Here is a 14311-nt window from a genome sequence, read left to right as displayed (position 1 = left end):
CACATTTGTAACAACATATTTATCAGAAGGCAGTAAGGCATGACGACCACAAGCAGTGTTCAGGTAATTGCTCCACAGACACTCAATACCATGACGTTTCCACTTCATGGCGCGCGTTTAATTGAAGCATCGGCGGGTACAGGTAAAACATTTACCATCGCTGGCTTGTACTTACGCCTACTGCTCGGACACGGCACGGCAGCACCACAAGGCGAGCTCGCGGAAGCCACCCGACACCATGAGCCACTAACCGTAGACCAAATTCTGGTGGTGACTTTTACTGAAGCAGCAACGGCTGAGCTGCGAGATCGTATCCGTGCTCGAATCCATGATGCGCGCATTGCGTTTGCTCGCGGGCAAAGTGACGACCCAGTGATTGCTCCTTTGCTGCAAGAAATCGAAGACCACGCTGGCGCTGCAAAAACACTGCTCAATGCCGAAAGGCAAATGGACGAAGCCGCGGTCTACACCATTCACGGCTTTTGTCAGCGAACGTTGACTCAAAATGCCTTCGAGTCTGGCAGCCGATTTGATAATGAGTTTGTGACAGATGAAAGCCATCTTAAAGCGCAAGTAGTAGCCGACTATTGGCGTAAGCAGTTTTACCCGCTACCTATTCAGCTAGCAGGTGAGGTGCGTAATATCTGGGGTTCACCGGCTGCATTGTTAGCAGACGTCAATCGTTATCTGACGGGTTCTCCATTGAAGCTAACCGTCGACGCGATGTCGGGTGATTTGCAAACTCTACACAATCAAAACCTAGACAAAGTGAAGCAGCTTAAAGCACTGTGGTGTGAGTCTGAAGCGGATTTTTTAGCTTTGATCTCTGGTTCGGATGTGAACAAACGTAGCTACACCAAGAAGTCTCTGCCGACATGGCTAGAGGCGGTGACGGCATGGGCGCAAAGCGACACCCATGATTATCAATACCCAGATAAATTAGAGAAGTTTTCACAAGCCACGTTAATCGAGAAAACACCGAAAGGCACCGCACCGCAGCACGCCGTTTTCGAAGCGATTGAAGATTTCTTAAATAACCCTGCCGACTTGAAAGCTCCGTTATTGGCGCATGCGATTACCCATTGTCGAACTATGCTAGCCAAGGCTAAACAGCAGAAGCAGTGGTTGTCGTTTGATGACTTACTGACTCAGTTATCCGCGTCGATCGATGTCGATGAGCAATCCTTGCTGGTGGAAAGAATTCGCACCTTATACCCGGTAGCGATGATCGATGAATTCCAAGATACCGATCCACTGCAATACAGTATTTTTAGCCGAATCTATCTCGATAATCCGCAGTGCGGTTTGTTTATGATCGGTGACCCGAAGCAGGCGATTTATGGCTTCCGTGGCGCAGATATCTTTACCTATATCAAAGCGAGAAACCAAGTTAGTGCTCACTACACTTTAGGCACCAACTGGCGTTCAAGTGCGGATATGGTCAGTGCAGTAAACCAAGTGTTTATGAATTCAGACAGTCCGTTTATCTATGATCAAGACATTCCATTTTTGCCTGTTGCAGCCAGTCCATCGGCTGATAAGCGCCAATGGGTGATGAACGGAGAAACTCAGCACGCACTCACCTTTTGGCTACAAGAGGCTGAAGACAAGCCGTTACCAAAGGGCGAATATCACAAAGCCATGGCCGAGGCGACAGCGAGTCAAATTCAAACCATTCTGACCGCTTCTCAAAATCAACAAGCCTATTTTGATAACGGCAAAAAACAACATGCCGTGAATGCGGGTGATATTGCTGTTTTGGTTCGAACCGGTAGTGAAGGTCGTCTGATCAAGAACGCGCTGTCTGAGCAAGGCATTGCGAGTGTCTACTTGTCGAACAGAGACAGTGTGTTCATTAGCTTGGTCGCACAAGATATTCAACGCCTATTGCAAGCGGTGCTGACACCAGAAAACGATCGTGCATTGCGCGCGAGTTTAGCCTCTGAGTTGTTCGCTCTGGATGCGGCTTCATTGGATGAACTCAACAATGATGAAGTGGTTTGGGAAAATGTCGTTAACGAATTTCGTGAGTATCGTAAGTTGTGGCTACAGCGTGGCGTGCTACCAATGCTGCGCAGTGTGATCAGCAAGCGACATCTCGCGGAACGCTTACTGGAAGAAGAAAATGGTGAGCGCTCACTCACCGACTTGATGCACATAGGCGAATTGCTGCAACAGGCAAGGCAAGAGCTTGATAGCGACTATGGCTTGCTGCGTTGGCTAGCAGAAGCGATTTCCGATGCTCAAAATGGTTTAGGCGGGAGTGAAGATGACATTCAGCGTCTTGAATCGGAGAGAAACTTGGTTCAAATCGTTACCATTCACAAGTCGAAAGGTTTGGAATATGACTTAGTATTCCTGCCATTTGTTGCGAGTTATCGAGAAGCGAGCGAGGGCAAATTCTACGACCATGATTCAGACACCACGGTGTTGGATATTACAGGTAGTGATAGTGCCTTAGCTCAAGCCGATAAAGAGCGACTCGCGGAAGACTTGCGTTTGATTTATGTAGCGCTGACTCGTGCGGTTTATGGCTGTTTCATTGGCATGGCACCACTGCGTAAAGGGCGTTCAACCAAAGAGCCGACCGGCGTGCATTTGAGTGCGATGGGCTATTTGGTTCAAAACGGTCAAGAGCAAGGTATTGCCGAATTGCATCAGGCTCTTGCAGCCATTGAGGGCAAGAACTCAAGTGTGCTGCTAGCCGAAACTCCAACCGCGCACGAGCAAGTGTTTGTACAGACAGAGCAAGTGAGCGAAGACTTACATGCGAACGAGCTAAAGGCTTCAATCGACAGGGCTTGGCGTATCACCAGTTACTCGGGGCTTGTAAAGCAAGGCAGTCACGGTGCGAGTCATGACGCGACCATTGAGGTATCTGGCTTTGATATTGACTCGGCTGATGAGCAGGATGAATCTGAGTTGATTGAACCTGAACGATCTATCTTTACGTTCCCACGTGGTGCTCGCCCAGGTACTTTCTTGCACACCTTGTTTGAGGAGGTTGAATTTACCGAACCAGCAACCAGTGAGCATAACACGCAAGTAATCACTCACTTATTAGAATCAGAGCAATATGAATTAGAGTGGCTACCTGTGCTTCAGCAATTGGTCGACACGGTGCTGAACACCGCGTTGGATGGCAAAAATCTAAAGCTAAGTGAGAAAGACTCGACTCAACGATTAGTCGAAATGGAGTTCTTGTTGCCTATCGAAGTGTTGGCCGCATCTGAACTGAATCAAACCATTCAATATCACGACCCGTTATCGGCTAAAGCCGGCGACCTAGGTTTCCAAACCGTGCAAGGTATGCTAAAAGGCTTCATCGATTTGGTGTTTGAGCACCAAGGTAAATACTATGTACTCGACTGGAAATCGAACCATTTAGGTGATGATGTTGCTGTCTACCATGGCGAAGCATTGAAATCAGCGATGGCCGACCACCGCTATGATCTGCAATATCAAATCTATGCATTGGCTCTGCACCGCTTTTTACGTAGTCGTGTTGCCAATTACAGCTACGAACAACATTTTGGTGGTGTTTATTACTTGTTCTTACGAGGCATGGACGGCCAATCTCAGCAAGGGATTTTCTCGGCGAAACCAACATTGGCTTTACTTGATGAAATGGATCAATTGATTGACGGTAAAGTGATAGACCGACGTTCAGCACAATTGAATGACGATGAAACTGGACAGATGGGGCTCTTATAATGACAACAACGACCACTAATACCAGCATAGAGACTGCGAACACAGCAAAGCCAGTTTCACTTATCCCTGAGCAACTTGTGGATGTACTCCAGTTTCTTGCGGATAAGGGTTCTATTCGTCAGTTGGATTATCAATTTGCTCGTTTTATTGCTCAGCAAGCGACAAGTCACCCTCAAGAGGTCGGCTTTCTCGCTGGGGTGGTGAGTCATGAATTAGGCAAGGGGCATATCTGTACTCAGCTTATACAGATACATACGGTAGACCTTGAGCAAACGGTAGATCTAGCCCAATTACTTGGGTTGTATGGTGAAACGGCACTGCAACTGAACCAGAAATTGTTAGGTATTGACTGGGCGACTGTTCTGCAATCATCTAACCTAGTTGGAACAACTAATGACTGCGTTAAGCCGCTGATGTTTGATGGACAGCGTGTCTACTTACAGCGTTATTGGAACTACGAGGTGGTACTGGCAAACACGTTAAACCGTTTAAGTAAGCCGGTAGAGTTTAATACTGAACAGAAAAAGGCGCTGACGGAAACACTCAATCAGCTCTTTGCACGTAGTTATCACTTTCTGTTTAACGCTTTAGCCAAGGCTGAAGCAAACCAACAAACGTCTCAGGTACTGCGTCAACAGCTGGTATGTGATCATCTTGATATCGTCGATGATCAATCTCTGAATTGGGGCGCAATCGATCAAGCGATCGTCCAAGCTAAGCAGGTAGCGGACTTAGGTGTTCTAGACAGTTTGGTACCGCTATCGGCATGTTTGAACTGGCAAAAAGTGGCAGCAGCAGTAGCTCTGAGTCGTCGCTTTGCGGTGATTTCTGGTGGACCGGGTACTGGTAAAACAACCACGGTAACCAAGTTATTGTCGGCGATGGTCGAGCAATCACTCAGCCAAGGTAAAACCCCAACGATTAAGCTAGTGGCACCAACGGGTAAAGCGGCGGCGCGTTTAACTGAGTCGATTGGTAAAGCGATTGAGCAACTGCCTTTAGCGCCTGAAGTAAAAGCCAACATACCAACGGAATCGAGCACTTTGCACCGATTGCTTGGTGCGATTCCTAACCGGGCTGAGTTTAGACACAACCGACGCAATCCACTTCACCTTGATATCTTGGTGGTGGATGAAGCATCGATGGTCGATCTGTCGATGATGTATAAGCTGGTGGATGCGCTTCCTGAGCATGCAAGGCTTATCTTGCTGGGGGATAAAGACCAACTCGCTTCCGTTGAAGCCGGTGCGGTGTTAGGTGATATCTGTTCATTCAACTCTGCGGGTTACAGCAGTGCACAAGGCAACTTGATTGCGGAGATGACGGGTTTTGATGCGATAGCCAATACACAGCAGGCAAAAGCGGGAGCCGTTAATTCTCCGGCGATTGCAGATAGTCTGTGTATGCTGCAGAAGAGTTACCGTTTCGATGCGCGTTCTGGTATTGGGCAGTTGGCAAAAGCAATCAATAACGGCTCTGCAAATCAAGTCGACCAAGTGTTCGGCAAAGGATTTGGCGATATTGAGAACCATCCTCTATCGAGCGACAGCTATAACTTGATGCTACGTACCTTGGTTAATGAGTATGGTGCGTATCTCAACCGAATGAATGTGCCATTGGAAGAGTTAGAGACTCAAGACGCGAGAGCCAAATCGGTACTCGATTTGTTCAGTCAATGCCGACTGTTGTGTTCTATTCGTGAAGGTGATTTTGGTGTTAAAGGCCTCAACCACCGAATTGAAAGAGCGCTTGCCGCAAGACGTTTAGTGAACCCACACAACGACGAGCTGTGGTATCACGGGCGACCTGTCATGGTGACGCGAAATGATCATGGCTTGGGATTATACAATGGTGATATTGGTATTTGTATGCTTGAGGCGGATTCAAGCCAACCTGATTCAACTCCTCGCTTGAAGGTCTATTTTGAGTTGCCCGATGGCAGCGTGAAAGCTGTGCTACCAAGCCGAGTGCCCGATCATGAAACAGCTTATGCGATGACGATACATAAATCTCAGGGTAGTGAATTTGATCTGACCTTAATGATCTTGCCGCCGGATTTCAGCCCTATTTTAACGCGAGAGCTTATCTATACCGGTATTACACGTGCCAAGAAACGACTGATGATGTTCAGCGACACAAATGTGTTGAAGCGTGGGATTAAGGTGAAAACAGAGCGAGTGAGTGGTTTAGGCAGTCGCTTAACGAATTAGTTGTTAATTACTGTTAGAAAGGACTTGAACTTAAGCTAGATAAACACAAAGCAACCATCCCTGGTTGCTTTGAACGTTATTAAGACTCTTTGCTTAAAAACGCTCGAGTAAACGATATGTGGTTTATCTTGTATTTTGCTTGGCAATTCAAAATAAACTCTTTTAGATTCTCGCTCACAGGGAACACGCAGTGTACGTCTAGCCCTTCTAAGAATTGGTTATCAGCCATATCCCAAAAACTTTGCAGCGAGTTACAAACAATGGTTCTCATATCAATATTGCTCTTTTTGCTGTTTATATTAACGAGCAGAGCTAATGTTAGCGTGCTGGCCGTCAACGGGTATAGCAATCCGTGCAGTGACCACCTCAATGAGTTCGACATGACTATCGAGATGGCAATTCCAATAAAAACATTTGTTAAGATTATTAAAGCGTCTAAATTCTATACAATTATACGTGTGAGTGAAAGTGCATAGTTAATAAATCTCATATAGAAAACGATTACATTTGCAATTATTTTTCCTTTGAAGTGAGATTTTAGTCCAAAACTTTATTTACACATTTAACGCTAAGATTTTTGAGTTACGTTGATAGTTGTACAGCCCCTGTTTTTCCATCGGTAGCTCATCAACTCCGATCTCGTAAAACCCTTGTTCACGGAACCAATGCAGGCTATGTGTGGTTAAAACGAAAATTTGGTCGATATCACGAGACTTCGATTGATGACGCATGTAGTCCAGTAATATTTGCCCGCGGTTGCCATCACGATAATCAGGATGAATAGCCACGCACGCCATCTCCGCCATATGATCTTCCGGGTATGCGTAAAGCGCTGCGCAACCGATAATCAGCCCGTCTTTTTCAATAATGGTAAATCGGTGGATTTCTTGCTCTAGCTGTTCTCGAGAGCGGCGCACTAAGATGCCTTGTTCTTCAAGAGGGCGAATAAGGTCAAAGATGCCGCCAATATCGTCGATCTGAGCTTGTCTTACTTGCTCGGCGCTCGCCATCACTACTTGGGTTCCAATACCATCGAAAGAGAACAACTCTTGGATTAATGCGCCATCTACCTTGTAGCTGATTAGATGACAACGAGGCACACCAGCTCGACAAGCGGAGATCGCTCCTTTCAAGAAGCGCAGTGTTCCTGTGCTCATGTCTTCGGCAGGATTTTGAGATTCCGTTAATCGTTCTAGAATTTGCTTGGCATCTTTAGGGAAGAGTTCGGCGAGCACGTTACCGCGTTCATCTGTTACCCCTTGTTCGGAGCAGAAGCCAATCAGCTTGTCGGCCTTTAGACGAATAGCAACTTGGGTAGCGACCTCTTCAGAAAGTAGGTTAAAGCTTTCGCCTGTCACGGAGCTGGCAATAGGGCCAAGCAGTACAATTGAACCTTGGTCAAGCGTGCGATTGATCCCTTCGATATCGATTCGACGAATACGCCCGCTGTGGCAATAATCCGTACCGTCATCCACGCCAAGCGGTTGAGCCGTAATGAAGTTACCACTCATAACATTGAGTTGAGTGCCTGCCATCGGCGTGTTGTTTAAGCTCATTGAGAGGCGTGCGGTGATGGCAAGTTGAAGCTGTCCAGCAGCCTGCATAGCGACGCCCAAAGAATATTCATCAGTGACCCTAATATTCTTGTGATAAGGCGTATGGCAATCTTGCTTGGCGAGCAATTGGTTGATCTGCGGTCTTGCCCCGTGAACGAGAACAATCTTTACTCCAAGGCTGTGGAGCAAGGCTATATCACTAATAATGTTACCAAAGTTCCTGTCGGCAACGGCTTCGCCTCCCAGCATAATGACCATGGTTTTGCCACGGTGAGCATTTACGTAAGGGGTTGATTGTCTGAAACCTTTTACTAGCGCTGTACTTCTTAATTTCACAGAACAAGTCCATTTTGTTTATTTATTCGATAATTTAGCATTTAAATTCAAATGTAAACAACACCTTTTTGGAATAAAGCGCAAACTATTCTTATCTAGGCTTCAATATATAAACTGTCTCAGTGTAGAATGCGCATAGCATCCTTATGAGTAGTCACCGAATGCAACAAGCTCCAGCAACAAAGAACAAAATCGATGAGATAACCAAAGGTCTCTACAGCGAAGCTGATCAGCGCAATCAATCTAAGTTGAAGCGTAAGATCATTGAACGCTGTTTAATGGTTCTAGCCTTAGTGGGTTCGTTTGCGGTGGTTTCTTTGTTCGGCGATGTGCTTTCCCGAGTGCAAAATGCGGCGACGCCCGACAATCTGATATACGGCACTTGGATAGAGCAAGATGTTGCACATTATGCGACCGATGAGTTTGTTCTGAATGCTAATGGTGTGTCAGTTCGTGGGTCTGTTGTTTCGACGAGCTTTGACTTTGATGGAAACTACTTTGAATACAAGGCGGGTGATAAAACCTATCGCTTCCGCATGACCAATTCTGACAATACAGAAATGGTGCTCGATTCTGACAGTCACTACAATCCCATTTTCCGCCTTAAGGGCCATATCGATAACTCCGTCCGATAGGTTATCTTCTTGTAAACTCTTACAATCTAAGATTGTGTTATCTGACTGTTTTTGTCATCCTCGATGCATAGAATTTTTAGGATGACTCTTGTGATTAAAAAATGGCTTCCCCTTGTCGCTGCCTCTTTGTTATTTGGCTGTGCTCAACCCACTGATCTTGCTCAGCAACACCTTGATGACGAATTTCCTCGCACCTTGAATAAGGTCGATCAGGTTGAATCCAATAAACCAAGAGACTACACCGCATTTGCAGAACAAGCTGAGATGGTGGTTTCTAAATCCCCTTCGATGGCTAAAATCTATGAGCCGCTTTATCAACAACTCAATGAGTGGGCGATGCTGAGTGGAGATCCAAGCGAGCTAGCGAATTTTGGCGTTCAAACCGCTCAACTAGGTGGTGGTGATAAACAAGGCAATGTTTTGTTCACGGGCTACTTTTCTCCTGTGATGGAGCTGCGCCACGAAGCGAATGAAGAATATCGTTACCCTGTTTACGGGCTTCCTGAGTGTGGCAAAGAGTGTCCAACACGCGAAGAGATTTACAACGGCGCATTAGAAGGTCAAGGCCTTGAGTTAGGTTATTCAGCAAACCGCATCGACCCATTTATGATGGAAGTGCAGGGCAGTGGATTTGTGCACTTCGGTGATGATGACACGCTGCAGTATTTCGCCTACGCGGGTAAGAATAATAAAGCTTATGTGAGCATTGGCCGTGTTCTGATTGAACGAGGCTTAGTTCCACGCGAAAAAATGTCGCTAAAAGCAATCAAAGAGTGGGTATTGGCAAACGATCCTGAAGTAGTGAAAGAGCTGCTTGAGCAAAACCCTTCTTTCGTTTTCTTTGAAGCGAGAGACGACCTATCGGTAATGGGCAGCGCGGGCATTCCTCTATTACCGATGGCGGCGGTAGCGGGCGATCGCTCTATCTTACCTATGGGAACACCGATTCTTGCTGAGGTTCCACTACTGAATGCTGATGGTACTTGGAGCGGCGCTCATCAACTAAGACTGCTATTGGTTTTGGATACGGGCGGCGCGGTTAAGCAAAACCATTTGGACCTTTACCACGGCATGGGCCCTCGAGCGGGTACAGAAGCGGGCCATTACAAGCACTTTGGTCGTGTATGGAAACTTGGCCTAGATGGCTCTGCAACCGAAACGCCTTGGGCTTTGCCTCCTGAGAAGGTTGAGTAAACGACGATAAAATAGAGCATTGAAAGCGAATCGCTAATCCCCTAGACTTTTAATTCAAGAGTGCGTATAAAACGCACTCTTTTCTTTTTCTCAGAAATAAATTGGCGGCAATAATGCGTGAATTGACCACACCAGCTTCAGAAAACTATGACCAACGATTTGGTGGCACTCGCCGTCTGTATGGCAATAGTGAAGTCGACATACTTAGAGCGGCACATGTGTGTGTGATCGGTATTGGTGGCGTCGGTTCATGGGCGGTTGAAGCGCTTGCACGTACTGGTTTAGGTGAGCTAACGTTGATCGATATGGATGACGTGTGCGTGACTAACATTAACCGTCAGATCCACGCTATGTCGGGTACGGTTGGCAAGAGCAAAATCGAAGTGATGGCTGAGCGCGTTAAGTTGATTAACCCTGAGTGTAAAGTGAACCTGATTGATGACTTTATTGGTCCTGACAATCAGGCTGAGTATTTGTCGAAAGAGTTCGATTTTGTTCTCGATGCGATTGATAGCATGAAAGCTAAGGCTTCGCTGTTGGCGTATTGTCGTAGTAACAAAATCAAAGTGATCACCACGGGTGGTGCGGGTGGCCAAGTCGACCCAACTCAAATCAAAGTGGCTGATCTGACTAAGACGATTCAAGACCCGTTAGCGAAGAAATTGAAAGACACATTACGTCGTCATCACAATTTCCCTAAGAACCCAGCACGTAAGTTTGGCATCGATTGTGTGTTCTCGACTGAGCAACTTAAATATCCTCAAGCTGACGGCAGTGTATGTGCTGCGAAAGCGACCGCAGAAGGGCCAAAACGAATGGATTGTGCGACAGGTTTTGGCGCAGCAACGGTGGTAACGGCTACGTTTGGTTTTGTGGCGGTTTCACGTATCGTAGAAAAGATCGTTCAAAAGCATACTAAGTAACTCGTTACTTTGAGCTTACTAAGAATTTACTGGATATAAAAATGACGTCATTTCCAAGTTCTCCATTCGGCCAAGAAATTACCAGTGATGATATTGTCGCAAAGATGCAGACTTTCAGCGGTTGGGAAGACCGTTATCGTCAAGTGATTCAATGGGGCAAGAAACTGCCAACGATGCCTGATGAACTGAAAAGTGAGCAGGTGGTTGTCTCTGGCTGTGAAAGCCAAGTGTGGTTGGTTTCTCAGAATATCGACGGTGTTTGGCACTTTTGTGCTGATTCTGATGCGCGTATCGTTCGCGGTCTGATTGCATTAGTAATGGCTGCGTATGATGGAAAAACATCAGAGCAGGTTCAAGCGTTCGATATTGATGGTTACTTTGAACAAATCGGTCTAATTACCCACCTTAGCCCATCTCGCGGTAATGGATTAAAAGCGATTGTTGCTCAAATCCAAGAGCTAAGTGCTTAATATCTCCTTGATACACAGAAGCAAAAAGGGTTGACGTTAAACGCCAACCCTAAGTAATTTCGCTACTCCCTAAAGCATATCAACGGCTTTTTCTATTGCCGCGATGAGTTTTTCAACATCCTCCATGGTGTTGTAAATACCAAATGAAATTCGCACCGTTCCTTTCACATTAAGTGCATCCATTAATGGGTGAGCACAATGATGTCCTGCACGTACTGCGATACCTTGCTGATCCAGTAGAGTCGCTATATCTTGATGGTGAACACCATCCATCACAAAAGTAATCACACTTGCGTTAGGTTGATACCCTAAAATCTGAATGTCATCCAGTTTACTGAGAGCAAGATAAGTCTCGTGTTGTAGTTGGTGGATATGATTTTCGACATCTTGTTGTACAAAACCACTTAACCATTCTATTGCGGTGCTTAGTGCTATGGCTCCTGCCACATTTGGCGTGCCCGCTTCGAATTTGCCAGGCAGTTCTGAAAAAGTAGTGCCAGAGAAAGAGACGCGCTCGACCATTTTGCCACCACCATGCCAAGGTGGCATCGCTTCTAACAATTCAAGCTTGCCGTAAAGCACACCGATGCCCGCAGGGGCATAGAGCTTGTGTCCAGAGAATACGTAGAAATCCGCACCTAAAGATGAAACATCTACGGGTTCATGAACGATACCTTGTGCACCATCCACCACCACAATCGCATTCATCTGGTGGGCTTTTTCGATCACTTGCTCAATCGGCTGACGTGAGCCCGTGACGTTGGTTATCTGAGCTAATGCAACAATCTTGGTTCGTTCATTTAAAAGCGTATCAAACGCGACTAGGTCAAATTCGCAATCCGATGTCATTGGTACTTTAACGACTTTAGCCCCGGTTTGTTCTGCCACAATTTGCCAAGGAACTATGTTAGCGTGATGCTCCATTTCACTCACTAAGATCTCATCGCCAGGCTGAAGAATACTTCTTGCGTAAGTTTGAGCAATTAAATTGAGCGCTTCGGTTGCACCGCGAGTCCAGATGATCTCTTTTGAAGAGCTTGCACCGATAAACTGAGCGACCTTATCTCTGGCAGCTTCAAACTGACTGGTCGCGTTCGCTGTTAAGCTATGGCTACCACGGTGCACATTGGCATTCTGCTTCGAGTAATATTGGCTAATGGCATCAATAACCACCTGAGGCTTCTGTGTCGTTGCCGCGCTGTCTAAGTAAATCAATGGTTGTTGATTGATGGTTTGTGATAGCGCAGGAAACTGCTCTCGGATGTGATTGATATCAAGCATCTATTCTTACCTAAAATCTTGGAAATTGGTGCCAGCGTTATGCTTAGCGGTATTGTTATTTTATCGCGACTTGTTGACCGTTGCTGACTAATCTTGATGATTCCAGCTATTTTCTTGCTCTTTGACCTGATTGAACAGCTTTTGGTTAACAGGAACTTCTATCTGATGTTTAAGCGCTGTTTTTATTAGGTGTCCAGTGATGAAGTCGATCTCTGTCTTGCGTTGGTAAAACATATCCTGCTTCATGGATGAGTTGTTCTGCGCCGTGGCTTGGATGACCTGCTTGACACTTGCTTCTAATCCGTCGAATGAACAAGCGATCTCTTCGGCCTGCATAACTTGTGTGAGCTCTTCAACGATAGAACTTAAAATACCCTCAAACCTTTGGTCTGCAAGTTCACCATTCTTGATTTGTTCCAACCCAGTAAGTGGATTGATAGCACAATTGATGGCGAGTTTAGCCCAAAGCGCGGTTTCTATTTGTGGGTTCCAACTCACAGTGGGGAGAGCATCATCCAATACATCAACCAAAAACGTGCACTGTTGACCCGTTTGGTTAAAAGCACCCAACTGGGTTTGTCCTATTCCTGTATGAGATACACTATTACGATCAGGTTTGAATGCGGCTTGGGTCGTGGTTGCCAATACTATCGGGTGAGCATTAATTTGAGTAGCAATATTATCGACCGCGCCCATTCCATTGTGCATGAACATGAGAATGGTGTCTGGGTCGAGATGTTGGAGGAGCGGAGTGGTTGCGGTTTCGACTTGCCAAGCCTTGACGGTGAAGATAACCAGATCACTCGCGGCTAATCGTTCGATATTGTTGTTACTGATAGGGAGAGAGGGTTGTCCATCAAGTGATAGCTCAATGGAGTGGTCGGAAGAACGGCTCCACAAAGAGACATTATGACCAGCTTGAAGCAGTTTTATTGCCCATAAAGAGCCGATAGCACCAGGCCCTACAATCGTGATATTCACAGCAATACCGAGATAAGAAAATGATGCTGCAAGGATAACGAGGCCATAAATGAAAGCAATAAAAAATGGCACCGAGGGTGCCATTTTGGAAACTTTTCTTAGAAGTTCGATTAGAACTTGTAAGTTACTGCAACGTAGTGACCTACGCCAGAAGAATCAGCTTGTGAAGAAGCGTCCCATGGTAGGTCTGCACCATCTTTAAAGCCGTATACATCGCTGTATAGTTTCAGGCCGTAACCAACTGCAAAACGATCTGAGTGCCAGTAGATACCGTTGAACATTGCGCCGCCGTTGCTTACTTGAGCGTACTCATCTTTCATACCGAATTGGTAATCAATGTAACCTTGGTAAGAGATGAATGAACCGTTCTCGAAGAAGTAGAATGGCTTGAACCAGTTAGTCGAGATTTGGAAACCGTTCCAATCTTTTTGGTTTGAGTCGTATGTACCGTAAAGGTTTAGACCCATTTTACCGAACCATGGAACCATTACGTCAGAACCTAGACCAACTTTCTGAGTGTTAACACCACCGTTGTTACCATCCCACTCGAAAAGAGTTGAAAGGTATAGTTCTTCAACTGGACCGAAAGAAAGGTCTTTACCAGTTAGGCCGTCAAGAGACATACGAGGAGCAAACTTCATGAAGATTTTGCCATCTTTGTCTGCTTTGTCGCTGCTTGAGTCTGATGTTAGGTTAAATACATCAACATAGCCGTAAAGGTCGAAGATTCCAGAGCGACCACCAAATTCCATCTCTAGGTAATCATGAGTAGATTCGTAAGGACCTTTCTCGTTGATTGCACCCATGATGTTGAACTGCATCCATTTGTAATCGTTTTTATGGATGTCGCCGTCAGAATAATCCGCTGCCATTACTGGAGCAGAAGTTGCTGCAAGTAGGCCAAGAGTTAAAAGTGATTTACGCATAATGGAACTCTCTATGTTTGAAATAAGTAACCCGCTAATCCGTGCGTGTTTATGATGTCCGAATGCCGAGCATAATAGCGATTTT

General features: G+C 45.9%; 11 protein-coding genes. 6 read left to right on the top strand and 5 right to left on the bottom strand.

Annotated elements, in window-relative coordinates; translation table 11 throughout:
- Positions 1-39: 39 nt before the first annotated feature.
- Positions 40-3714 carry an exodeoxyribonuclease V subunit beta gene (recB, locus tag AB4558_RS01005; RefSeq protein WP_372157699.1) on the top strand — a complete coding sequence of 1225 codons (3675 nt, stop codon included), beginning with the start codon at positions 40-42 and terminating at the stop codon, positions 3712-3714.
- Positions 3714-5924: an exodeoxyribonuclease V subunit alpha gene (gene recD / locus AB4558_RS01000; protein ID WP_371714494.1), complete on the top strand. Its 2211-nt coding sequence runs from the start codon at positions 3714-3716 to the stop codon at positions 5922-5924. Before recB ends, recD begins: the two co-directional genes overlap by 1 nt.
- A gap of 79 nt (positions 5925-6003) precedes the next feature.
- Here the strand turns inward: recD and AB4558_RS00995 are convergent, their stop codons facing one another.
- Together AB4558_RS00995 and argA are read right to left on the bottom strand one after the other, a co-directional pair.
- Entirely contained in the window at positions 6004-6195 is a 192-nt protein-coding gene (locus tag AB4558_RS00995) for a hypothetical protein (RefSeq protein WP_004735192.1), read from the bottom strand.
- Between the two features lie 283 nt (positions 6196-6478).
- Entirely contained in the window at positions 6479-7816 is a 1338-nt protein-coding gene (gene argA / locus AB4558_RS00990; protein WP_017064194.1) for an amino-acid N-acetyltransferase, read from the bottom strand.
- A gap of 161 nt (positions 7817-7977) precedes the next feature.
- Here argA and AB4558_RS00985 point away from each other — a divergent pair, with 161 nt between their 5' ends.
- The 4 genes from AB4558_RS00985 to csdE all read left to right on the top strand — a co-directional run bounded on the left by AB4558_RS00985 (position 7978) and on the right by csdE (position 11038).
- On the top strand, positions 7978-8451 hold the full coding sequence (locus tag AB4558_RS00985; RefSeq protein ID WP_017064193.1) for a DUF2850 domain-containing protein: 474 nt from the start codon (positions 7978-7980) through the stop codon (positions 8449-8451).
- An 81-nt stretch (positions 8452-8532) separates the two neighbouring features.
- On the top strand, positions 8533-9645 hold the full coding sequence (mltA, locus tag AB4558_RS00980; RefSeq protein ID WP_372131423.1) for a murein transglycosylase A: 1113 nt from the start codon (positions 8533-8535) through the stop codon (positions 9643-9645).
- Positions 9646-9758: 113 nt separating this feature from the next.
- Positions 9759-10568: a tRNA cyclic N6-threonylcarbamoyladenosine(37) synthase TcdA gene (tcdA, locus tag AB4558_RS00975; RefSeq protein WP_016768337.1), complete on the top strand. Its 810-nt coding sequence runs from the start codon at positions 9759-9761 to the stop codon at positions 10566-10568.
- A gap of 41 nt (positions 10569-10609) precedes the next feature.
- Complete coding sequence (gene csdE, locus AB4558_RS00970; RefSeq protein WP_229647796.1) at positions 10610-11038, top strand: cysteine desulfurase sulfur acceptor subunit CsdE; 429 nt, start codon at positions 10610-10612, stop codon at positions 11036-11038.
- Positions 11039-11107: 69 nt separating this feature from the next.
- Here csdE and csdA read toward each other — a convergent pair whose 3' ends face one another.
- From csdA to AB4558_RS00955, 3 genes are all read right to left on the bottom strand, one after another.
- Positions 11108-12319 (bottom strand): cysteine desulfurase CsdA, encoded by a 1212-nt coding sequence (gene csdA, locus AB4558_RS00965; protein ID WP_372157695.1) that lies wholly within the window; start codon positions 12317-12319, stop codon positions 11108-11110.
- Positions 12320-12406: 87 nt separating this feature from the next.
- Positions 12407-13300 carry a 2-dehydropantoate 2-reductase gene (gene panE, locus AB4558_RS00960; RefSeq protein WP_102333770.1) on the bottom strand — a complete coding sequence of 298 codons (894 nt, stop codon included), beginning with the start codon at positions 13298-13300 and terminating at the stop codon, positions 12407-12409.
- A 110-nt stretch (positions 13301-13410) separates the two neighbouring features.
- On the bottom strand, positions 13411-14226 hold the full coding sequence (locus AB4558_RS00955; RefSeq protein ID WP_102320250.1) for an outer membrane protein OmpK: 816 nt from the start codon (positions 14224-14226) through the stop codon (positions 13411-13413).
- Between the last annotated feature and the right edge of the window lie 85 nt (positions 14227-14311).

The sequence above is a fragment of the Vibrio sp. 10N.222.51.C5 genome (genome assembly GCF_041474575.1).
GTDB lineage: Bacteria > Pseudomonadota > Gammaproteobacteria > Enterobacterales > Vibrionaceae > Vibrio > Vibrio crassostreae_C.
Note: the sequence above shows the minus strand (reverse complement) of the source record. Positions and strands in the feature narration are given on the sequence as shown.